The organism is Achromobacter sp. JUb104, assembly GCF_024806975.1.
Classification (GTDB): Bacteria; Pseudomonadota; Gammaproteobacteria; order Burkholderiales; family Burkholderiaceae_B; genus Achromobacter; species Achromobacter spanius.
The window spans coordinates 888,114-910,203 of the sequence record NZ_JANUEY010000001.1 but is presented as its reverse complement, the minus strand read 5'-3'; the positions used below and the strand labels follow the sequence as shown (position 1 = coordinate 910,203).

Genomic DNA, 22,090 nt, shown 5'->3' with positions numbered 1-22,090 from the left:
ACCCATCCTCATCAGAAGCCCATGAGCAACCTTTTCGATTCCGTCGAACTCGCGCCGCGCGACCCCATTCTTGGTCTGAACGAACAATTCAACGCGGATACGCGCCCGGGTAAAGTCAACCTGGGCGTGGGCGTGTACTACGACGATCAGGGACGGATCCCCCTGTTGGGCGCCGTTCGCAAGGCCGAAACCGCCCGCATTGAAGCCGCCGCCGCTCGCGGCTATCTGCCTATTGAAGGCATCGCCGGCTACAACCAGGGTGCGCAAGCGCTGCTGTTGGGCAAAGACTCCTCGCTGGCCGCGGCCGGGCGCGTCCTGACCACCCAAGCACTGGGCGGCACCGGCGCACTGAAGATCGGCGCTGATTTCCTGCGCCAACTGCTGCCCACCTCCAAGGTGCTGATCAGCAATCCCAGCTGGGAAAACCACCGCGCGCTGTTCGAACGCGCCGGCTTTGAAGTTGGCACGTACTCGTACTACGACGCCACCACCCGCGGCCTGAATTTCGAAGCCATGCTGGCCGATCTAAAGGCAGCCCCGGCGCAGACCGTCGTTGTGCTGCACGCATGCTGCCACAACCCCACCGGCGTGGACCCCACGACCGAACAGTGGAAGCAAATCGCTGCGGTAGTAAAAGAAAACAACCTGGTTCCGTTCCTCGACATCGCCTATCAGGGCTTTGGCGAAGGTCTGACCGAAGACGCTGCCGTCGTGCGCATGTTCGCCGATCTGGACATGACCATGTTCATCAGCTCGTCGTTCTCGAAGTCGTTCTCGCTGTACGGCGAGCGCGTCGGCGCCCTGACGGTCGTCGCTGGCAGCAAGGACGAAGCCGTTCGCGTACTGAGCCAACTCAAGCGCGTCATTCGCACCAACTACTCCAACCCGCCCACGCACGGTGGCACGGTGGTGTCGACGGTTCTGAACACCCCTGAGCTCTTCGCCATGTGGGAAGAAGAACTCGCCGGCATGCGCGACCGCATCCGCCTGATGCGCAAGCAGTTGGTCGAGAAAATCAAGGAACACGGCGGCAAGCAGGACTTCAGCTTTGTTCTGGAACAGCGTGGCATGTTCTCGTATTCGGGCCTGACCTCGGCGCAAGTCGACCGCCTGCGCGAAGAACATGGCGTTTACGCCGTGTCCAGCGGCCGCATCTGCGTTGCCGCACTGAATAGCGGCAACATTGACAAGGTCGCTGCCGGCATCGCCGCTGTGCTGTAACCTCGCCCGCCAGCGGGTCCTTGCGACCCGTGCGTGACAAAACGGAGCCCTCGGGCTCCGTTTTGCATTCCGCCAGGCACCAGCTTGCTTTTTTGCGCTGCGTCCCCCAGAATGGCGCTGTATATATGTACAGTCCGCTCGCACCGGATCATCGCCATGGCCAGCAAACTTACAGATCGCCAGCAACAAATTCTGGACCTTATCCGGCAAACCGTCACGCGTACGGGGTTCCCACCGACGCGCGCTGAAATTGCCCAGGCCTTGGGTTTCCGCTCGCCCAACGCCGCGGAAGACCACCTCAAAGCACTGGCCCGCAAGGGCGCCATCGAACTCACCGCTGGCGCTTCGCGTGGCATACGCCTGAAAGATGGTGGGTCATCGCCTGCACAAACGTCTTCACCCCTGCCCTCACTGTCGCAATTACTGCTGCCATTGGTAGGGCGCGTAGCGGCAGGCAGCCCTATTCTTGCGGCAGAGCACGTGGAACGTGAAGTTGGCGTTGACCCGCACCTGTTCGCGCAAACGCCCGACTACCTGCTGAAGGTGCGCGGCATGAGCATGCGCGACGCCGGGATCCTTGAAGGCGACTTACTCGCCGTTAAGAAAGCGTCCGAAGCCCGCAACGGCCAGATTGTGGTGGCCCGCATTGGCGATGAGGTCACGGTCAAGCGCCTGCAGCGCATTAACGGTCATATCGAGCTTCTGCCTGAAAACCCAGACTTTCAAACCATCGTGGTCGAAGCCGACCAGGAATTTGCGCTGGAAGGAATTGCAGTCGGCTTGATTCGTACGCACGCATTGCATTAAGCAAGCGACACGCATTCGTCTGCGCAATAAAAAACCCCGCCACGTTCAGAACGTGACGGGGTTTTTATTTGGCCGCCCTCTTCTACATCTAAGAGCGGCCAAATCCAAGCAAGCAATCAGTGCTTAAGGACGGGGTCGGTTGAACCGGGTTCCGCCGGTTTGGCCACCAGCGGCTCCTTCACGGCCTCTTCCTCTGACAACGGCTCAGGCAGACGCTCCAAGGCCAGCTCCAGCACCTTGTCGATCCAGCGGACCGGGACGATCTCAAGATGGTTTTTGACGTTGTCCGGGATCTCCGCCAAATCCTTGACGTTTTCCTCCGGAATCAAGACCGTCTTGATGCCGCCGCGATGAGCCGCAAGCAACTTTTCCTTCAAGCCGCCGATCGGCAACACCTCACCGCGCAGCGTGATCTCACCGGTCATGGCGACATCGGCGCGCACGGGAATGCGCGACAACGCCGAAACCATGGCCGTGGTGATCGCGATACCGGCGGACGGACCGTCCTTCGGCGTCGCGCCTTCCGGCACGTGCACGTGCATGTCGTGCTTTTCGAAGACGCTGTCGGCAAAGCCCAGACGACGCGCCCGTGAACGTACCACCGTGCGCGCAGCCTCAACGGATTCCTTCATCACGTCGCCGAGCGAACCCGTGCGCTGGATGACACCCTTACCAGGCATGTCTGCGACTTCGATGGTCAGCAAGTCGCCACCCACTTCCGTCCAGGCAAGTCCGGTCACCTGGCCGATCTGGTTTTCCTTCTCGGCCATACCGAACGTGTAGCGGCGCACACCCAGATAATCACTCAGGTTGTCGCCCGTAACGTTGACCGGCTTCACCTCAAGGGTTTTGCCTTCGGCCTTGGCGCGATCATTCTGGGTCAGCAATTGCTTGATGACCTTGCGGCAGATCTTGCCCACTTCGCGTTCAAGCGCCCGCACACCGGCTTCCCGGGTGTAGTAGCGCACGATGTCGCGCAATGCGCTGTCGTCAACGGTCAGCTCGCTGTCTTTCACGCCGTTGTTCTGCATCAGCTTGGGCAGCAGATGGTCGCGGGCGATATGGATCTTTTCCTCTTCCGTATAACCGGAGAGCCGGATCACTTCCATACGGTCCAACAGGGCCGGCGGGATATTCAGCGTGTTGCTGGTGGCCACGAACATGACGTCGGACAGGTCGAAGTCGACTTCGATGTAGTGGTCCTGGAACGTGTGGTTCTGTTCCGGGTCCAGCACTTCGAGCAGGGCCGACGAGGGATCGCCACGGAAATCCATGCCCAGCTTGTCGATTTCATCAAGCAGGAACAGAGGATTGCGCACGCCGACCTTCGACATGTTCTGAACGATCTTGCCCGGCATCGAGCCGATGTACGTACGACGATGGCCACGGATCTCGGCTTCGTCACGCACACCGCCCAGCGCCATGCGCACGAACTTGCGGTTCGTGGCCTTCGCGATGGACTGCCCCAGCGAGGTCTTGCCCACACCAGGAGGGCCAACCAGGCACAGGATCGGCGCCTTTACCTTGTCAACGCGCTGTTGAACGGCAAGATATTCAAGGATGCGTTCCTTGACCTTTTCCAGACCGTAATGGTCGTTGTCCAGCACCGTCTCGGCGTTGGAGATCGAGTTGTTGATCTTGCTCTTCTTCCTCCAGGGGAGGTTGATAAGCGTATCGATGTAGTTGCGCACCACCGTGGCTTCGGCAGACATCGGCGACATGAGCTTGAGTTTCTTGAGCTCGGCATCGGCCTTTTTGCGCGCCTCTTTAGGCATGTGGGCAGCGATGATCTTCTTTTCAAGCTCTTCGATGTCCGCGCCTTCTTCGCCCTCGCCCAACTCTTTCTGAATGGCCTTGACCTGCTCATTCAGGTAGTAGTCGCGCTGGCTCTTTTCCATCTGCTTCTTCACACGGCCACGAATCCGCTTTTCGACTTGAAGGATGTCGATTTCGGTTTCGAGCTGGGTAAGCAGACCTTCAAGGCGCTCGGACGTGCCGACGATCTCGAGCATCTTTTGCTTTTGCTCGAGCTTCAGCGGAAGATGTGCGGCGATCGTATCAGCCAGGCGGCCCGCATCATCGATGCCAGCCAACGAGGTCAGGATCTCCGGGGGGATCTTCTTGTTGAGCTTTACGTACTGTTCGAACTGGGCGACGATCGCGCGGCGCAGGGCCTCGGTCTCGGAGCCTTGCATGGCGTCCGGCTCGATAGGCGTCACCTGGCAGGTGAAATGCGAATCGGCATCCTCGATGCTGCTGATGCGGGCACGCTGGGTGCCTTCGACCAGCACCTTTACGGTACCGTCGGGCAGCTTGAGCATCTGCAGGATGCCTGCAACGCAGCCGATCTCGTAGACGTCTTCAGGGGTGGGGTCATCCTTGCCGGCGGACTTTTGGGCCACGAGCATGATGCTTTTGCCCGCTTCCATCGCAACCTCGAGCGCGCGGATAGAGCGCGGACGGCCGACGAACAGCGGGATGACCATGTGCGGAAACACCACGACATCACGAAGTGGGAGCAGGGGCAGGTCGATCGGGTCGGAAGGCAGGGTCTGGCTGGCAGACATAGGAGGTTCCTCGGTATGACTCGGCGTATCGGGGACAGGGTGCTCGGGGTGTCCCCGAGCTATCCACGTCAGTTACGTCTGTTATGGGAACAATAGCCGAAAATTCAAGATCCCGGCTGCCGGATAGTCTAAAGGCCAAAAAAAATGCCCCGAAGGGCAGTCCTACGGCAAAAAAACCCGTTACAGGAACGGGCTTTTTTGAAATATCAGGCAGCCGCGTCGCGGACTTCGCCGCGCTCGGGCTTGTCCTTTTCGCCGGCTTCGTCAGCGTAGATCAGCAAGGGCTTGCCCTCGCCTTCAATCGCGCCCTCGTCCACGACGACGCGCTTGACGTTACCTTGCGACGGCAGCTCGTACATGGTGTCCAGCAGCGTCTGTTCGATGATCGAACGCAAGCCCCGGGCACCCGTCTTGCGCTTGAGCGCCTTGCGAGCAATGGCCTTCAATGCCGCCGGGCGCAAGTCCAGTTCAGCGCCTTCCATGGCGAACAGCTTCTGGAACTGTTTCAGCAAGGCGTTCTTGGGCTCGGTCAGAATCTGCACCAGGGCAGCTTCGTCCAGTTCGTCCAGCGTGGCAACCACGGGCAGACGACCGACGAGTTCCGGGATCAAGCCAAACTTGATCAGATCTTCGGGTTCGACTTCAGAGAACAGTTCGCCCACGCCACGCTCGGACTTGGCTCGCACCGACGCCGAGAAACCGATGCCCGATTTCTCGGTGCGGTCGCGGATGACCTTTTCCAGCCCGTCGAAGGCGCCGCCCACGATGAACAGGATATTGGTCGTGTCGACCTGGACGAAGTCCTGGTTGGGATGCTTGCGGCCGCCCTGCGGGGGCACCGAAGCGACCGTACCTTCGATCAGCTTCAACAAAGCCTGCTGCACGCCCTCGCCCGACACATCACGAGTAATGGACGGGTTGTCGGACTTGCGGGAAATTTTGTCGATTTCGTCGATGTAGATAATGGCGCGCTGCGCCTTCTCGACTTCGTAGTTGCAGTTCTGCAGCAACTTCTGAATGATGTTCTCGACGTCTTCACCGACATAGCCGGCTTCGGTCAGCGTCGTGGCGTCAGCCATGACGAAAGGCACATTCAGCATGCGCGCCAGCGTCTGCGCCAAAAGCGTCTTGCCGGAGCCCGTGGGGCCGATCAGCATGATGTTGCTCTTGGAGAGTTCGACTTCGTCACCCTTGATCTCGCCGTGACGAATGCGCTTGTAATGGTTGTAGACCGCCACCGCCAGCATGCGCTTGGGCGAGTTTTGCCCAATGACGTACTGGTCGAGGAAAGTCTTGATTTCGGCCGGAGTAGGCAGCTCGGAACGAATCGCCGCGCGCGCGGTAGCCTGCGCTTCTTCGCGGATGATGTCGTTGCACAGATCTATGCACTCATCGCAGATGAATACCGACGGACCCGCGATCAGCTTGCGGACTTCATGCTGGCTTTTATTGCAAAACGAGCAATGCAGCACTTTTGCGTCTGCCGATCCCTTTTTTTCAGGCATATTTGTTTCGTATCTCAGGTAAAGATGCGCCAGACCGGTATGAAGTCCGGCGCATGCGCTTACTCAAACTTGATGGCAGCGGGTTCGGAACAACCGGGAAGTCAGCCTTCCGAACGGGAGTTCATTACCTTGTCCACCAATCCATACGATACCGCATCTTCGGCGGACATGAAGTTGTCACGTTCCGTGTCCAGGCCGATGCGCTCAATCGACTGGCCGGTGTTGTCGGCCAGAATCCGGTTAAGACGTTCGCGCAGGTCCAGGATCTCGCGAGCCTGGATCTGGATGTCGGACGCTTGGCCCTGGGCGCCACCGGACGGCTGGTGGATCATGATCCGCGAGTTGGGCAACGTGAAACGCTTGCCCTTCTTGCCAGCCGCCAGCAGGAACGCGCCCATGCTGGCCGCAAGGCCCGTGCACAGGGTGGATACGTCCGGCTTGATGAACTGCATGGTGTCGAAAATGGCCATTCCCGCGTACACCGACCCGCCGGGCGAGTTGATGTACAGGGAAATGTCCTTGTCAGGATTCTCCGATTCCAGGAACAGCAACTGAGCCACAACCAAGTTGGCCGTTGCGTCATTGACTGGACCCACCAGGAAAATGAGCCGTTCGCGGAGCAGACGCGAATAGATGTCGTAGGCGCGCTCGCCGCGCCCCGACTGCTCGATAACCATGGGAATGTAGCCCAGGCCGGTGGGGGTCACCGAAGACCCGCCATTCATTGCCGCATAGAAATCGGTGAATCTCTGCATAGTGTTACGCCATCCCCATCAACTGATCGAAAGGCACCTTTTCGTCGGTGACCTTGGCCTTTTCCAGCACGTGCGCGACGACATTGTCTTCCAGCACGATAGCCTCGATTTCAGCACGACGCTGGCGGTCAGCCAGGTAATAGCTGACAACCTGAGCGGGTTGTTCGTAGTTTTCCGCGAATTCTTCAATGCGCGCACGAACTTGCTCGGGCTTGGCTTGCAGTTGAGCTTGCTTGACCAGTTCCGACACCAAGAGGCCCAGGCGGACACGGCGTTCGGATTCGGTCGAGAAGGCTTCTGCCGGGATCGGCACGGACTCGGCGTTGGGGATACCACGCTGCTTCAGCTCTTCGCGGGCAGCGGCGACACGGCCTTGCACGTCGTTGTCGACCAGCGCCTTCGGCACGTCGAACTTGCCGGCTTCGACCAGGGCGTCCATGACGCTGGACTTGGTACGGCCAGCCGAACGGACCTTGACTTCGCGCTCGATGTTGCTGCGGATGTCAGCCTTCAGCTTTTCGACGTCGCCTTCGGCTTGGCCGAGCGACTGGGCGAATTCGCTGTTCAGTTCGGGCAGGACGCCTTCAGCCACTTCCTTGACGGTGATGGTGAATTCGGCGGTCTTGCCGGCAACTTCAACGCCTTGGTAGTCGTCCGGGAACTTCAGCTCGAAGACCTTGGTTTCGCCAGCCTTCAGGCCGCGGGCGGCTTCTTCGAATTCCGGCAGCATGCGGCCTTGGCCGAGCACGAACGGGAAGTCTTCGGCCTTGCCGCCTTCGAACGGCACGCCGTCGATGGTGCCGGCGAAGTCGAGCGTGACGCGGTCGCCGTCTTGCGAGGCGCGGCCTTCACGGGCTTCGAACGTGGCGCGCTGCTTGCGCAGGACGTCCAGGGTTTGTTGAACTTCGGCGTCGGTGACGGCGGTTTCGTAACGGGTGACGGCCAGGGCCGACAGATCCGGGACGGCGACTTCGGGGTACACCTCGAACGTGGCGGTAAACGCCAGCGTGTCGTCGGTGACGCCTTCAGTCTTGGGTTCCAGGTTCGGGGCGCCAGCGACGCGCAGCTTCGCGCCGTCGATGGCTTGTTCGAACGCACGGCCAACTTGGCTGTTGATCACGTCGTAGCGGATGCTGGGGCCATGACTGCGCTCGAGCATGGCGAGCGGAGCCTTACCCGGGCGGAAGCCGGGGACCTTGGCGGTGCGAGCCACGCGCTTCAATTGCGCCTGGACTTCCTTTTCGACGTCGGCCACCGAGACGGCCAGATCAACACGGCGCTCCAGGCCGGAGAGGGTTTCAACCACAGGCTGCATTAAAAGACCTATTTTCCGAGAGATGAGATTACGGGCGGATAAACGCGCCATTTTACCGGAAACTTCCGGAACCCTGACGCAAAGGGGCGCGAGCCCCGGATTTGCCCGGATACTCGCGCCCCGTTTTCCGCCCGGAAAGGGAGGGCGAACGTCGCTTTGACGCCTTATTTGGCCTTGGCGATGCGGTCTTCGATGTGTTGAGCGCGCTTGGCCGAGGACGGGTGCGAGCTCATCATATCGCTCTTGCCGCCATCCAGCTCGGCAAGCTTCTGGAATGCCGTCACCAAACCGCGGGTATTGAGCTTCTTGGCCTGCAACTGGTCGAACGAATAGTCGTCCGCCGCGCTTTCCTGCGATTGCGAGAACTGCGCGTTGATGAACTTCTCGGTCAGATCGCCCAATTGCGACGAATTCAGCGCGGCAACCGTGGCGCCACCGGCAGCACCCGCCGCATCGCGCGCGGCCGACACCGTATAGGCGGTCTGCATGGCCTTCTTGCTATGGCCCAGTGCGACGTGGCCGATTTCATGGCCCACCACGCCCATCACTTCGTCGTCCGTCATCATGTCCATCAGGCCGCTGTAGACACGGATGCAACCGTTGGCCATGGCCCAGGCGTTGACGTCTTTGGTGAGGTAGACCTTGTAGCTGGCCTTCTGGCCGTTAACACTGCCACCCAGCGCCTTGGCGATCTTCTGCAGGCGCGCGTCGTACTTGCTGCCCGGAGCCGCGATCTTTTCCTGTGCGTCGCTTTGCGCGCAAGCCTTGTCAGACAGCGTCTTGATTTCGGCATCGCTCAGCGTGGCAGCTTGCACGACCTTGCTGCCGGCGCCCACCAGGCCGCCGATGTCGAAGGCGTGCGACGTGGAAAAAGGGGCAAGCGCAACAGCCAACGCGGCAACGGTGTAGCGGATCTTCATGGGAACAAACTCCTCTTGGCTAACTCTATGCGAGCAAGGCGGCAATTCTATATATGCCGAAAGCGCTCCAAGCGTTTCGCCACACAGTTTCGCAAATGCCAGTTTCGCTTACACAAAAGTCGGGCAAGCGCAGCCCAGGCGTGCTAACAGCATCGCTATGTGCAAGGGCAAACTGTCATAAAAATCTGCTGCCGGCGTTACGCCGGGGTTGTTAGAATTGCCGCCGCACTTTTATCGCATACCCACATACGGCTCGCACCCAACATGATTGAAAATCCCCCTCCCCGCCTGGGCATGCTGCCCAATCTGATCTTCAGTTCCCGCTGGCTGCAACTGCCGCTGTACCTGGGCCTGATCGTGGCGCAAGGCGTCTACGTCATGCTCTTCCTGAAAGAGCTGTGGCACCTGGTGACGCATGCCAATAGCTTTGGCGAAATGGAGATCATGCTGTTGGTGCTGGGACTGATCGACGTGGTCATGATCTCGAATCTGCTTGTCATGGTGATCGTGGGTGGATACGAGACATTCGTGTCGCGCCTGCGCCTGCAGAATCATCCGGATCAGCCGGAGTGGCTGAGCCATGTCAACGCCAGTGTGCTCAAGGTGAAGCTGGCGATGGCCATCATCGGCATTTCATCGATCCACCTTTTGCGCACGTTCATCGAGGCAGGCACGATCGGCACCCCCAATGCACGCTTCACCGAGGCGGGTGTGATGTGGCAGACCATCATTCACGCACTGTTCATTCTGTCCGCGCTGGGCATCGCGCTGGTGGACAAACTGTCCACCTCGCCCACCCAAAAGCACTAAGACCCGCTCACGGCGCTTGGCGCCAGTGACAAAAAAAGCCTCCACACGTTGCGTGTGGAGGCTTTTTCATGGGTCGAACACCGGGGTGCGCCCGGCACGCCACCCCTAAAGTATCAGGCTGCGACCTTGATGTTCTTGGCGCTTGGACCTTTGGGACCGGTACCGACCTCGAAGGTGACGCGCTGGTTTTCCTGCAGCGACTTATAGCCTTCGCTGCGGATTTCGGAGTAATGGGCGAAAAGGTCTTTGCTGCCGTCGTCGGGCATGATGAAGCCGTAACCCTTTTCGGCGTTGAACCACTTAACGATGCCGGTTGCCATGGAGTGTCCTTGAACCTAAAAGATGCGATTGCTCGCGGGGCGCCAGATCATCAAGGATGGGAGAGGAAGCAACCGCAGCACCACTGACGGCGACAAGTTGACGCAGACCGCGTCGCTTGAAAATCTCGCTGAACCCAGTGTATTGGTGAACCTTGAAAAACGTCAAACACGCGAATGGTCGAATCGAGATGGCTTGAGGGCCGCTACCAACCGCACGAAATTGACGAATATTTTCACCTTGGCAGGAATGGATACACGTCGATACCCGATAAGCGGGCAGTCACGCCCCAGCACCGCGGTTTGCGTCAACCGGCGAAGCCGCCCTCGGCAAGGAAATCTTGTTCAGCTTGGGTCGTCTGCCTGCCTAGCGCGGCATTGCGATGCGGAAAACGGCCAAAGCGCTTGATGATGTCGCGATGCAGAACCGCCCATCGCAGCGTATCCGCGTCCAGCGGTTCCATCAGAGCCACGCCACGATTTTGCATCGCCAGACTTTCCGAATGCTCAAACGGCATATAAAAGAACTGCCGCAAAGGCCTCGCCACCGCCAAATCGTGGCCCGCGGCGATGGCTCGCTCCGCGAAGTACTGAGCTAAAGGATCGGTGGCAAACATATGCGCCGTGCCGCGAAAGGCGTTGCGGGGAAACTGATCCAGCAAGATCATCAAGGCGAGCGCGCCGTCAGCATCTTCCTGCCAGGCATCCAACTGCCGAGAAGCGGCTGCCCAATGCGCGGCTTCGAAGCGCCGGCGAAACTCGGCATCAAACGCATCGCTCTTGGTGTACCACTGCTGGGGGCCCGCATCGGTCCAGAAAGCCACCACATCCTGGGGCTGCGGCATAAGGGGCTTGGGCGTGGGAGATGTCATGGGGAAACGATCCTGGAGGGCCTACGGCGCGGCGCTGGCCACACGGGCGCGGGCTTGCTGCGTGAACGTGCAAAGCATAGCGCGCAAAAACAAAAAAAGCCCCCGAAGGGGCTTTTTTGCGAAAAATCAGACCTTTACAGGACCTGAATCTTCGTGGCTTGCGGGCCCTTGGGGCCATTGGCCGTCACAAAGCTGACGCGCTGGTTCTCTTCCAGAGACTTGAAGCCAGAACCCTGGATTTCGGAGAAGTGAGCGAACAGATCCTTACCACCCGCTTCCGGGGTGATGAAGCCATAGCCTTTTTCCGAATTGAACCACTTAACGACGCCGGTTTCCATACTGTATTTCCTAGAGATAATGGGCAAATGCCCGGAGGTCACGAATCAATCAAGGAGGGGACAGTAGAACAATAACGCTGAGCCGGAAAAGGCACGGCACTGAACGAAAATCGCAACGCTTGTGATCGTGTGCCGACACTATCGTTATATTCCCCTCGCAAGTCAACATAATCCTAAAAAATACGTGCCAATAATGCAACAAAGAGAAACTGCGTTGAAAATTTGCACGTTTTCATAGGCAAAACTTGTCCCTGCATAGGTGTAAACACCCATACAACATAAAAAAACAATCGGGGCTTATTTAAATGCTGTCGTTAACGCGCATGTCATTCATACGCCTTTTGGATCAGCACTTTGGTTTGCCGTCAGGCTTACTGGTCGATAGGTAAACCCAACAGATCGAGTGCCGCGCCAAAAGCATCGGAACCCGAGCAAAGGAAAACCGCCACGTCGCCGGGATTCATATTCTCCAGGACCTGGTCGATTTGTTCTTGCGCATTATCAACATTGTCGACATTTGAAGCGTGTATATCCGCTCCAGCCTCGACTTTCTCGATGGGGACGATGTCAGCGATCGCATTGAGATCGGTTACGCCCACCACCACATAGACGCTGATGGGCTCGCCATCCAGCGTCGTGAGCAGCTCGACGCCGCCCGCTACGTCGGCAAGGTGCCGACTTACTATTTCCATGTTCAATCTTCCTTGATCAGCGGGCCTGGCCCGCTTGGACGCACGCACCGTGAAGGTGCAATCTCACGCCCAGGCGCGACTATAACAGCCTTGGCCTAATGTTTTTTGACATTCGGGCCCAACGACTGCCGAGCAGCCCCAGACGTGGCGGCCACGCGACGGCAGCGCACCCCGGCGTCGGTCAGGACGGCGATGAGCGGCTTCTGGGCAGCCAGGAAAGCGTCTTTCTCGTCGCCAGTCAGCTTGCAGATGAACATCTGCGCCTGCAACTGGGTCCGGCGCGCGCGTCGGTTGTCGGCCTCTTGAGCCAGCCAGTCGCCGATCCAGGCGGAAGCGGCCTCGGGGTCGGCCTGCAGCTTGACGTGGCCCAACAGGTCGAAAATTGTCACGCCGTCGATGCGTTCGTCTTCACCGCGCGTGAGGTAAAGCTTGGCAGCCTGGCCCGAATATCCGGGGACCACGGCAAGGCAATCGCGTTCAGCGGGTTTCTTCATAAAGTTCTGTACGTAGGTGTCGGTTGTCTAGAACCATGGACTGTAACCCGGCCTTGCGCCCCGTCGCATTGGCGCCAGGGAACTCTGCTATCGTCGGCCTACTATTTTCCTTACGGTGAACATCATGCAACGCGATTTCGATCTGGTCGTCACGATTTTGGGCGCCCTGCGCGACGCGCCCGGCCCCAACCTGAGCACGCACGACATCAAGATCGTCGCACTGGCCCCGCACCCGGAAGAACAGGGCTTGCAGGTCATTGCGCATCATCTGGACCTTTTGGCCGATGCCGGCCTGGTCAAACAGGTGAGCGAAACGGCGGCCAATGCAGGCGCGGCGCGTTGGCGCATCACCTGGAAGGGCTACGACGCCCTTGAGCAGGATGAGGATGACGAGGACGAGGACGACGGCGAGATTTTCGACGCCGAAGAGTAAGAAGAAAGCCTGGAGCTCAGCGGCGCTGCAAGATGCGCCGCGTGAGCAAGGATGCGGCGGTGCCGATCACCAGGCTGAACATGAAGGCGGCAATGGCCAGCATGGCCGCCAAGTCGCTGAAGCCGCCTTGGCGCGCCAGCACTACCACGGCGACGCAGATCGTCGTGGCCAGCGCAATCACCCCCAGCAGCACCTGCTTGACCGAGCGCAGACGGCCGCAGAGCGAGCCACCCACCAGCGCGGCCGCCACCATCGCGGCCATGGACCAGAACAAATATTCGTACTGCATCAGGCGACTCCCCCTGGGGTGTTGAGGCGCCCGCATTATAGGCGTGCGCCCTGCGCCTCAATGCTCCCAGAAGCTCGTAGGGACTTCCCTGCCCTGCTCGAGCCAATCCCCGCTTACCAACCGCGAAACCGCTCCCAGTGGGCCACCACGCCCGGCTCGCCTTCCCGCACGACGTGGTAGGCGTCATGCTGGGCGCACGTGGCGCAGGCGTGATTCGGAACGATACGCAGCTTGGTGCCCAAGGGCAGGTCCGGCAAGCTGGCGGCACTGCCCGCGCGCAGCTTGATGATGCCCTGCTCCTGGTTGGTTTCCGCCAACAGCAAGTCGGGGTAGACCTTGCCCTGCGCATCGCACACCAAGCCGTACAACTGATCCACCGGCTGTTTAGCGGTGCCGCGGTCGCGCGACATGGCCATCCAGCCGGCGTCGACCAGAATCCAGCCTTTGTCCGGCTGATGTCCGATGACGGTAGTCAACACGGTGGCCGCGATGTCATCCACGGAACACACGCCCAAGCCGGCCATCACCAAGTCAAAAAATACGTATACGCCCGCGCGCACTTCCGTCACGCCCGCCAAGCTGCGGGCGAAATGCGCGGTGGGCGTGGACCCTACGCTGACGACGGGGCACGGTAGCCCGGCTGCGCGGATGGCGTCGGCGCAACCGACCGCCGCGGCGCGCTCCTGCTCGGCCATGTCGGCGATTGCCTCAAGGCTGCGGCAGCCATAGGATTCGCCGGCGTGGGTCATGACGCCGCGCAGGCAATCCGCCTGGGCAAGCACCTGGGCAATTGCCAAGAGGTGTTCGTGGTTGTCGGGTTGCACTCCCGCGCGATGGCCGTCGCAGTCGATTTCGATCAGCGCTGGGAGGGGCATGCAGGACGCCTTGGCCTGCGCGGCTACCATCTCTGCCGCGTCGATGCTGTCGACCACAATCGTCAGGTCCACGCCGCGCTCCCGCAGGGCAAGCACCCGCGCAAGCTTGCCCGGCGACACGCCCACCGCATAGAGCAGATCGGTAACGCCAGCGGCCGCGAACTGCTCGGCTTCCTGCAGCGTGGACACGGCGGCCGGCCCCTGCGGGCTGCTCATGACACGGCGCGCGACATCAATGGACTTGGGCGTTTTCAGATGCGGGCGCAGTTGCACCCCGTGTTTGGCCATCAGCGCATTCAAACGCTGAATGTTGCGCGTCATGCGCGTTTCGTCCAACAGCAGGCACGGGGTATCCAGGCTGTCGAGCGGGGTTGGATTGCTGGCGGAAGTCATGGGCAAGCCTCGGAGAATGCGCAGAAGGTACGCGGAAAATCCGCGGAAAATACGGAAAGTTCTGAATCGATGTCTCGAAGTATGGCGTGCTGCCGCTCCAGCATGTTTAATGTGATCTTAATTTTTTATTAATTCCAAACTAAATGATCACGAGCGACGACCTGCGATTTTTCCTGAGCCTGGCCGCCACCCCGTCGCTTGCGCAAGCAGCGCGCGCCCTCGACGTGACGCCCCCCGCTGTCACGCAGCGGCTGCATGCATTGGAAAAACGCCTTGGCGTCCGGCTCGTGAATCGTTCCGGGCGGGGCACCGCACTGACCGACGAAGGCCGATTGTTGGCGTTGCGCGCGGGGCAGATTTGCGGAGAGCTTGGCGATCTGGCTGATGAATTGGCAGGCCGGCGCGGTGTTGTTGCCGGACATCTGCGCGTTGTCGCCCCCTTGGGCTTCGGACAACGTTATCTAGCGGGCCTGGTGGCCAGCTTTCGCACAAGTAGCGAGAACATCACCGCCAGCCTGTTGCTGTCGGATGGGCCGCCCAGAATGGCTACCGACGACTGGGATGTCATGGTGCACATCGGCGAACTGCGCGACTCCACGCTGGTAGCCTACCCCTTGGCGCCCAATCGCCGCATTCTGTGCGCCTCCCCCGCGTATTTGGGACGCCACGGCGCCCCCGCGAAACCGGAAGACCTGCGAGACCATGATTGCATCGCCTTGCGCGAAAACGATGAAGACGTAACGCTGTGGCGCTTCAAGCGTGGCCGGGGCCCTGCCGTTGGGGTTCGCATTACCCCCGTTCTGTCCAGTAACACGGGGGCCGCCGCCCTGGAATGGGCCTTGGCTGGCCACGGCATCGTGGCGCGGTCTGAATGGGATGTCGCCGAGCACCTGAAGGCGCGTACGCTGGTGCCACTATTGGCGGGTTGGAATTTGCCGGATGCCAATGTGGTGGCGCTGGTGAAGTCGCGCCAGGAACAGTCGGCCCGAACCGCGGGCTTTTTGGCGTACCTGCGTGAGGCCTTTGCGACGGTTCCCTGGCGCGACCAGCCTTAAGGGCTGGACAGCGCCGCGCAACGTTAATCCAGCATGGCTTCCGCTTCGATTTCGATCAGCCATTCAGGCAGCGACAAGCCGCTGACAATCACCCACGACGACGGCGGAGGCTCGGCCGGAAAGCGGTCGCGCAGCGCTTGGGCGATGACTTCCTGATCCTCGCGCGCCGTTTCGCAAATGTAGATGCGCAGCATGATCACCTGCGCCATCGTGCCGCCCGCGGCCGCCAGCACGCGCGCGATATTGTCGAGCGCGGCCTCGGTCTGCTCTTGCAGGCCGGGGCCGACGGTTTTTTCGTTGATGTCAACGCCGACCTGGCCCGACAGCAGCATCCTGCGCTGCCCGGTGACGATCACCGCTTGGCTGAACCCGTATTGAACGGTGTTGAAAACGGTATCGGGATTGACGACGGTTCTGGACATGCTGCGCTCCTGTGAACGGCGCGCCCCGCAGCGCGCCAAAGCGGCCATTCTAGCGACAGGTGTGGCGCTACGCCGCGCTTGCCGCCGCGCGCGACCGCCCGCCAGGCAAAGCCACCAGCAGCACAACCGCCCCCGCCACGACTGCCGTCCAGAAGCCCGCTTGCACGCCGTAGTGGTCCACCACCCAACCCGCCATCGCCGCACCAGCGGCCACGCCCGCCCCCAACCCCGTCACCAGCCAGGTCAGCCCTTCGGTCAGGCGCTGGCCCGGCACGCTGCTTTCGACTAGCGCCATGGCGATGATCATGGTCGGCGCGAACGACAAGCCGGCCAGCAACACGCCCAGCGACAACGTGATCAGGTCGTTCACCAACAACAGCGGCACGGTTGTGAATGCCGTTACCGCCGCCGCGATCGACAGCATGCGGGCAAGCGGCATTTGAAACTTCATGACGCCAAATACCAACCCCGCCACGCACGACCCCAGCGCATAGGCCGACAGCACAAGGCTGGCGCCCGCCGGCACGCCCTGCGCGCGCGCGAAGGCCACGCTCAACACGTCGATGGTGCCGACGATGACACCCATGGCCGACATCATGGCCACCAGCGCGCGCATGGATGGCATGCGCAACACCGACGCCTCGCGCCCCGCCTGCCGGACTTGCACCGCGGGCGCGGTGGCGCTCTGCAGCACAAAGGCCGTCACGCCGATCGCCAGCAGCAACGCGGCGGCAAGCGGCCCTGCTTGCGGGAAGAACGCCACGCTAAGCCCCACGGCCAAGGGCGGCCCCAGGATGAAGCTGAGTTCGTCCGCTACCGATTCCAACGCATAGGCCGTGCGCAGTTGGGGCTGATCGCGGAATATTTCGGTCCAGCGCGCGCGGATCATGGCGGGCATGCTGGGCAAGGTGCCGGCCAAGGCGGCAAATAGAAACAGCGTCCAGTCGGGTGCGTTCCACTGCACGCAGGCAGCCAGGCAGATCAACGCCGCCACGCAGACGGCAGCCGCCACCGGCAGCACCCGGCCTTGCCCGTGGCGGTCTACCAGGCGTGAGATGCGCGGCGCCAGCAAGGCGGTGGCCAAGGCAAAGGTCGCGGCCACGGCGCCGGCCAGCGCATAAGAGCCGCGAACCTCGGAAAGCATCGTGATGATGCCGATTCCGATCATCGGCAAGGGCAGACGCGCAATTGCGCCAGCCAAAACAAAGCCGATTGCGCCAGGCGCTTTGAACAACTCACGATACGGATTGGGCACCGATAACCTTTTGAACATTGAGTAGACGGGCAGATCGTATTCACATACATTGCGTATGTCAATTAAGATACGCACCGTATGTCACTGGAGACCCGCATGCCCCGCACCCGAGCAGAAATGATCGAGTCCACCCGTAGCAAGCTGCTTGCCACCGCCAGGCAGGCCTTTGAGCGCGAGGGCTATGCCGCGACATCGATGGACGATTTCACCGCCGCGGCAGGGTTGACGCGAGGAGCGTTGTATCACCATTTTGGTGACAAAAAAGGCCTGCTGACGGCCGTGGTCGGACAGATCGACGATGAAATGGACCAACGCCTGAACGCCATTTCAGACAAGGCGCCAGACACCTGGACCGCGCTGCGCGAACGTTGCCGGGCTTATCTGCGGATGGCCGCGGAACCCGAGATCCGCCGGATCGTACTGCAAGACGCCAGGGCGGTCCTGGGCATGGCCCCCTACGCGGCACAGCAACGGTGCGCCGCGTCCTTGGCTGCGTTACTGCAGCGCTTGATGGACGAATCCGTAATCGAATCTGCCGACCCGCTAGCGCTGGCGCAACTGATCAACGGTGGCCTGACGGAAAGCGCATTCTGGATTGCCGACGCGGACGCGGCGTCGGATTCACTGCGGCTGGATCGCGCGCTGCACGCCTTGGACCTGCTCTTGCGTGGCTTGCTGCGGCATACATAACTCACTTATTATCCAAGCCACAACTTGTTTAAATAATTCGGAGAGCCTGTGACCACCACCCCGACCCTTGAGTCCAGCGCATCCTGGGGCGACTTGCTGCAGGGCGCCAATGCGCTGCGATCGATCGCCCTGGCGGGTGGCGTGGCCCTGCATGCCATCAACGTGTACATCGTCACCACCATCCTGCCCAGCGTCATCAAGGACATCGGGGGGCTGGAGTACTACGCGTGGAACACGACCCTGTTCGTGGTGACCTCCATCATCGGGTCGGCACTGTCCGCCAAGCTGATCGAAACGCTGGGGCCTCGCAACGCCTATCTCTTTGCTGTTGCCGTGTTCAGCGCGGGCGCGATCATCTGTGCGCTGGCGCCCGGCATGCCGGTGCTGTTGGCGGGGCGCAGCGTACAAGGACTGGGCGGCGGCATACTCTTCGCCTTGAGCTATGCCTTGATCCGGCTGGTGTTCGACGCCCCGCTCTGGTCGCGTGCCATGGCACTGGTGTCGGGCATGTGGGGCGTGGCGACGCTATCCGGCCCTGCGATTGGCGGCATTTTTGCGCAAACGGGACACTGGCGGTTGGCATTCTGGGCGCTGCTGCCAGTAGCGGCCGCGCTGGCCTTGATCGTCGCATTCAAGGTGGGTGGACGGGCGTCGGTGCCGCCCGCGCCGCCCTCTTCCTTGCCGCTGCGCACGTTGGCGCTGCTGGTGGCGTCGGTGTTGGCCGTCACGCTGGCAAGCCTCTCGACGCAGTGGGGCTGGAACGCGGCGGGCATCGCGGTGGGGTTGGCCATCGCGGCGTCTGTTGCGCGCGTCGATTCGCGCGCCCGCAACCGCTTGCTGCCCACGGGCGCCTACTCAATCAGCGCGCAGCTAGGCGCCTTGTATGCCGTGATGTGCCTGGTGGTGGCGGCCATCGCCACCGAGATATTCGTGCCCTACTTTCTGCAGGTCATCCACGGCATGACACCCCTGACCGCCGGCTACATGACGGCCGCGATGGGCGCGGGCTGGACACTTTCCGCCATGCCCAGCGCCACACGCTCGGGGGCCGCCGCCGACCGCCTGGTGCGCATCAGCCCCGTCGTGATCCTGGCGGCGCTGATCGGCTTGTCGGTGATGACGCCGCAAGCATCCATCCTGGCGTCTGCCGCCGGGCTCGCCGCCTACATTGTTGCGCTGATGGGCGTGGGTTTCGGTATTGGCCTGGCCTGGCCGCATCTGCTGACAAAAGTGTTCACCGCCGCGCCCAAGGGCGAGGAAACGCTGACGTCGTCGTCGATTACCACCGTGCAGCTTTACGCCGCCGCGGTCACCGCGGCGCTGGCGGGCGTGGTGGTCAATAGCGCCGGCCTAGCCGACCCGGGTGGCGTCGAAGGTGCCCGGCACGCGGCACGCTGGCTCTTTGCCGCCTTTGCGCTGGCCCCCGCGTTGGCGTTGGCGCTGCTGCCCCGAGTGACCCGCGCGGCCTGACGCGCTCCGCGCGCGTGCGCCGCAGCAGGCATTGCCATCAAAATTCGCACTATTCGGACCCGAAATACAGCAAAGGCGGTATAGAACGTCACACGGGTCTTTGCTACGCTCACAGGCACCTGAAGAAGGTGGCGCCCATGAGCAACAAGATTCGAGTCCTTTGCGTTCAACCGTCGTCCATCACCGCGCGATTCGCCTTCATGGCGATCGCCCTGCGGTGGTCTTTGGGCGCTACCCCGCGCCCTACTCGGCTGATGATCGGTCCGCATGACCTGGAACCGATCGGATCGGAATCGGCCTTCTGGCGTTTCGCAATGCGGCATGCGCTCTTCGGTCAGTCATTCCTGGTGACACGCGGTGGCCACTGGGATGTGACGGCGTCGGTAGACGGCGACGAGGTCCACGCGTTTGGCCGCAAGTTTGCGCTTAGCCAGTGCCTGTATTAGCCGTTTCTGGATGATGCGCGCGGCGTGCGACTGATGCTTGGGGTGAAGCCCGGCGTTGATAGCCAACGCAGAGGGCCGGGGTCAATGCCCTGTTCACGCACCTCAGCCGGGCTTGCGTTGAAAGGTCGCCATTTCCTCGGCCGTCCAACGCTGTCGCGCCTCGTCTTGGCAGCACGAGCGAAAAACCAAGGCGCCAACGTCCAGGAATCGGTCCACATCCGCATCCGTCAGTTTGCCTTGCACCTGCAACAGGCAATCCGCATACGCCGACAACACGCCATCCCAACCATCCAACTGGTCGGGCGCTACGGGCTGAGAAATCATGCGCGCCATCATTTCACTATGGTCCATTCGATGTCCCCCCTGGATACCGCACTGACGCCGCACCGCGACGACCGTGCGTGCGCAATACCCAGCAAGTGGCATGCCCAACCCCATCCGCCGTGAATGGCATCCGGTCAGGAAGACATCTGGCGCCTACCGCCGCGGCGCCGCATCCGGCGCCCTGCCCCGTAAAAGCGCGTCCGGGTTTGTTTGAAGATAATCGGACAATTCCCGCAACGAGCGGGCCGCGCGGCCCAGCTCACGCAGTGCGGTTTCAGTGCTTAACGGCAACCCCGAATCCGGCGTCAGCAGTGCGCTCAAGACGACCAACGACCGGTTGGCTTGGCGCAGCATTGCCTGCGCCTCGGGAGCCAACTGCGTATCCAGCCGCTTGACCAGACGGGACGCGCCACGCAGCGCACCCGCCAACTCCGTGCCGATGGCATCAAACGGCACCTTGTCGACTTTGGTCAGAATGCTGTTCAACTGCTGCTGCAACTGATCCAGGTTGTTGGGCACCGTGGGGATGAACGGCCGGTCTTCCATCTTGAATGTCGCCGGCGGCGCATCGGGAAACTCGGCCAGCGCCACATAGAGTTGTCCCGTCAACAGATTGCCGATACGCAACTGCGCCCGCGTACCGCGCGCCACCATCGCCGTCAGCAGTTTGCCGCTTGGGTGGGCGGTGTCGGCGCCCGAGAATTCCCTGATACGTCGGAATGTCTGTCCGCCCAGGCGTTCGGGATACACCGTGGCGGAAACTTCCGCAAAGAACTGTTTGGTGGCGTCGTCGAAATCCAGGTTGATCGCATCGACCTGCCCGATGAGCACCCCGTAGGCGTCAATGGGCGCGCCGACCGCCAAGCCGCGCACCGACTGATCAAAACGCATGCGAATACGCAGCGGCACGCCATCTGGCTGGGCACGGGCGGCCGCTTCATTGGGAAAAATGGTGTAGGTTGCGCCGTCAGCGGCAGCCTGGGGGCCGTCCTGGTCCAAGGTATCAAAGGCCACGCCGCCGATGAACACCGACACCAGGGATTGCGACCGCATTTGCAGGCCACGCGAGTCCACGCTGAAATCCACGCCGCTTGCATTCCAGAAGCGCGTGCTGGGGTTGACGTAGGCGTCATTGGGCGCGTCGATAAAAACTTGCACGTCCACGCCACCGCCACCCTTGGATAGACCGTAGTTCACCACCTGCCCCACGGGAATGCGGCGGTAATAAACGGGCGAGCCGATATCCAGGGAGCCCAGATCCGTCGCATGCAGCGTGAAACGCTTGCCGGCGCGGTCCTGAGCCACTTCAGGCGGCACTTCCAGGCCCGTGAATTCGGTTTTCCGTTCGCCCCGCGCACCCTCTTTGCCTTGGTTACCCACCGGGTCCAGGCCAATGTAGGAGCCGGACAGCAGCGTGCCCAGGCCGGAGACACCGCTAAGGGTCAGGCGCGGCCGCACCACCCAAAACACGGTGCCTTCCCGCAGCAGGCTGGCGGCGTCATTATCGACGCGTATCGTCACCACCACGCCGTTGCGTTCCGGATTTAGGCTGACGCGCTCCACCAGCCCAACCGTGACTTCCTTGTACCGGACCTGCGTCTTGTTGGCCTCAAGGCCTTCAGCCGTCTGGAAGTGGATGGTAGCCGTGGGCCCCGCGTTGAGCCAGGCCTGCACCACCAGCAGCAATCCGCCGATTACGGCAATCACGGGCACCAGCCATATCCACGATATGCGGCGTGCCTTGCGCGGCGGAATTGCGGGTGCTGCGGAACCAGACTCGGCCATCGAGGATATCTCCTTCGTGTACGCAGCAGACCCAATCGCC

Annotated in this window: 24 protein-coding genes; 8 read left to right on the top strand and 16 right to left on the bottom strand. The window is 61.3% G+C overall.

The window, feature by feature from the left end:
* Positions 1-21 precede the first annotated feature (21 nt).
* Both M2361_RS04250 and lexA read left to right on the top strand, forming a co-directional pair.
* Positions 22-1,221 (top strand): amino acid aminotransferase, encoded by a 1,200-nt coding sequence (locus tag M2361_RS04250; RefSeq protein ID WP_127184971.1) that lies wholly within the window; start codon positions 22-24, stop codon positions 1,219-1,221.
* A gap of 156 nt (positions 1,222-1,377) precedes the next feature.
* The gene (gene lexA / locus M2361_RS04245) at positions 1,378-2,028 is read left to right on the top strand and encodes a transcriptional repressor LexA (RefSeq protein ID WP_230695356.1); all 651 of its coding nucleotides are present in this window, start codon (positions 1,378-1,380) and stop codon (positions 2,026-2,028) included.
* A gap of 116 nt (positions 2,029-2,144) precedes the next feature.
* On the opposite strand, the gene lon is transcribed toward lexA, so the two are convergent.
* The 5 genes from lon to M2361_RS04220 all read right to left on the bottom strand — a co-directional run bounded on the left by lon (position 2,145) and on the right by M2361_RS04220 (position 9,090).
* Positions 2,145-4,595, bottom strand: coding sequence for an endopeptidase La (gene lon / locus M2361_RS04240; RefSeq protein WP_259246368.1), 2,451 nt, complete (start codon positions 4,593-4,595; stop codon positions 2,145-2,147).
* 206 nt (positions 4,596-4,801) lie between these two features.
* A complete protein-coding gene (gene clpX, locus M2361_RS04235; RefSeq protein WP_100856282.1) occupies positions 4,802-6,100 on the bottom strand; it encodes an ATP-dependent Clp protease ATP-binding subunit ClpX in 1,299 nt (432 codons plus the stop codon).
* A gap of 101 nt (positions 6,101-6,201) precedes the next feature.
* The gene (clpP, locus tag M2361_RS04230) at positions 6,202-6,855 is read right to left on the bottom strand and encodes an ATP-dependent Clp endopeptidase proteolytic subunit ClpP (RefSeq protein ID WP_100856283.1); all 654 of its coding nucleotides are present in this window, start codon (positions 6,853-6,855) and stop codon (positions 6,202-6,204) included.
* A 4-nt stretch (positions 6,856-6,859) separates the two neighbouring features.
* Entirely contained in the window at positions 6,860-8,170 is a 1,311-nt protein-coding gene (gene tig / locus M2361_RS04225) for a trigger factor (RefSeq protein ID WP_100856284.1), read from the bottom strand.
* Between the two features lie 164 nt (positions 8,171-8,334).
* On the bottom strand, positions 8,335-9,090 hold the full coding sequence (locus M2361_RS04220; RefSeq protein WP_100856285.1) for a M48 family metalloprotease: 756 nt from the start codon (positions 9,088-9,090) through the stop codon (positions 8,335-8,337).
* Between the two features lie 264 nt (positions 9,091-9,354).
* On the opposite strand from M2361_RS04220, the gene M2361_RS04215 reads away from it, so the two are divergent.
* On the top strand, positions 9,355-9,900 hold the full coding sequence (locus M2361_RS04215) for a TIGR00645 family protein (protein ID WP_259246366.1): 546 nt from the start codon (positions 9,355-9,357) through the stop codon (positions 9,898-9,900).
* A 113-nt stretch (positions 9,901-10,013) separates the two neighbouring features.
* Here the strand turns inward: M2361_RS04215 and M2361_RS04210 are convergent, their stop codons facing one another.
* The 5 genes from M2361_RS04210 to M2361_RS04190 form a co-directional block, all read right to left on the bottom strand.
* Entirely contained in the window at positions 10,014-10,220 is a 207-nt protein-coding gene (locus M2361_RS04210) for a cold-shock protein (protein WP_006225311.1), read from the bottom strand.
* Between the two features lie 305 nt (positions 10,221-10,525).
* Complete coding sequence (locus M2361_RS04205) at positions 10,526-11,062, bottom strand: DUF924 family protein (RefSeq protein ID WP_404976261.1); 537 nt, start codon at positions 11,060-11,062, stop codon at positions 10,526-10,528.
* Between the two features lie 161 nt (positions 11,063-11,223).
* Entirely contained in the window at positions 11,224-11,427 is a 204-nt protein-coding gene (locus M2361_RS04200; RefSeq protein WP_006220190.1) for a cold-shock protein, read from the bottom strand.
* Between the two features lie 371 nt (positions 11,428-11,798).
* Complete coding sequence (locus tag M2361_RS04195) at positions 11,799-12,119, bottom strand: hypothetical protein (RefSeq protein WP_050445282.1); 321 nt, start codon at positions 12,117-12,119, stop codon at positions 11,799-11,801.
* 95 nt (positions 12,120-12,214) lie between these two features.
* Complete coding sequence (locus M2361_RS04190; protein ID WP_100856289.1) at positions 12,215-12,613, bottom strand: hypothetical protein; 399 nt, start codon at positions 12,611-12,613, stop codon at positions 12,215-12,217.
* Between the two features lie 124 nt (positions 12,614-12,737).
* On the opposite strand from M2361_RS04190, the gene M2361_RS04185 reads away from it, so the two are divergent.
* The gene (locus M2361_RS04185; RefSeq protein WP_259246364.1) at positions 12,738-13,046 is read left to right on the top strand and encodes a DUF2513 domain-containing protein; all 309 of its coding nucleotides are present in this window, start codon (positions 12,738-12,740) and stop codon (positions 13,044-13,046) included.
* A gap of 16 nt (positions 13,047-13,062) precedes the next feature.
* Here the strand turns inward: M2361_RS04185 and M2361_RS04180 are convergent, their stop codons facing one another.
* Together M2361_RS04180 and M2361_RS04175 are read right to left on the bottom strand one after the other, a co-directional pair.
* A complete protein-coding gene (locus M2361_RS04180) occupies positions 13,063-13,335 on the bottom strand; it encodes a hypothetical protein (protein ID WP_100856290.1) in 273 nt (90 codons plus the stop codon).
* 113 nt (positions 13,336-13,448) lie between these two features.
* Positions 13,449-14,603, bottom strand: coding sequence for a DSD1 family PLP-dependent enzyme (locus tag M2361_RS04175; protein ID WP_259246363.1), 1,155 nt, complete (start codon positions 14,601-14,603; stop codon positions 13,449-13,451).
* 143 nt (positions 14,604-14,746) lie between these two features.
* Between M2361_RS04175 and M2361_RS04170 the strand changes: the two genes are divergently transcribed.
* A complete protein-coding gene (locus M2361_RS04170) occupies positions 14,747-15,658 on the top strand; it encodes a LysR family transcriptional regulator (protein ID WP_259246362.1) in 912 nt (303 codons plus the stop codon).
* A 23-nt stretch (positions 15,659-15,681) separates the two neighbouring features.
* Here the strand turns inward: M2361_RS04170 and M2361_RS04165 are convergent, their stop codons facing one another.
* The gene (locus M2361_RS04165; protein WP_259246361.1) at positions 15,682-16,080 is read right to left on the bottom strand and encodes a RidA family protein; all 399 of its coding nucleotides are present in this window, start codon (positions 16,078-16,080) and stop codon (positions 15,682-15,684) included.
* A 67-nt stretch (positions 16,081-16,147) separates the two neighbouring features.
* The gene (locus tag M2361_RS04160) at positions 16,148-17,335 is read right to left on the bottom strand and encodes an MFS transporter (protein ID WP_404976347.1); all 1,188 of its coding nucleotides are present in this window, start codon (positions 17,333-17,335) and stop codon (positions 16,148-16,150) included.
* 96 nt (positions 17,336-17,431) lie between these two features.
* On the opposite strand from M2361_RS04160, the gene M2361_RS04155 reads away from it, so the two are divergent.
* The 3 genes from M2361_RS04155 to M2361_RS04145 all read left to right on the top strand — a co-directional run bounded on the left by M2361_RS04155 (position 17,432) and on the right by M2361_RS04145 (position 19,941).
* Complete coding sequence (locus M2361_RS04155; protein WP_259246359.1) at positions 17,432-18,025, top strand: TetR/AcrR family transcriptional regulator; 594 nt, start codon at positions 17,432-17,434, stop codon at positions 18,023-18,025.
* Between the two features lie 48 nt (positions 18,026-18,073).
* Positions 18,074-19,495, top strand: a complete 1,422-nt coding sequence (locus M2361_RS04150; RefSeq protein ID WP_259246358.1) for an MFS transporter — start codon at positions 18,074-18,076, stop codon at positions 19,493-19,495.
* A 137-nt stretch (positions 19,496-19,632) separates the two neighbouring features.
* A complete protein-coding gene (locus M2361_RS04145; protein WP_259246357.1) occupies positions 19,633-19,941 on the top strand; it encodes a hypothetical protein in 309 nt (102 codons plus the stop codon).
* A gap of 102 nt (positions 19,942-20,043) precedes the next feature.
* Here the strand turns inward: M2361_RS04145 and M2361_RS04140 are convergent, their stop codons facing one another.
* Positions 20,044-20,292, bottom strand: coding sequence for a hypothetical protein (locus M2361_RS04140; RefSeq protein ID WP_100856297.1), 249 nt, complete (start codon positions 20,290-20,292; stop codon positions 20,044-20,046).
* Between the two features lie 126 nt (positions 20,293-20,418).
* Positions 20,419-22,050 carry an intermembrane transport protein PqiB gene (locus M2361_RS04135; protein WP_259246356.1) on the bottom strand — a complete coding sequence of 544 codons (1,632 nt, stop codon included), beginning with the start codon at positions 22,048-22,050 and terminating at the stop codon, positions 20,419-20,421.
* Positions 22,051-22,090: the final 40 nt, after the last annotated feature.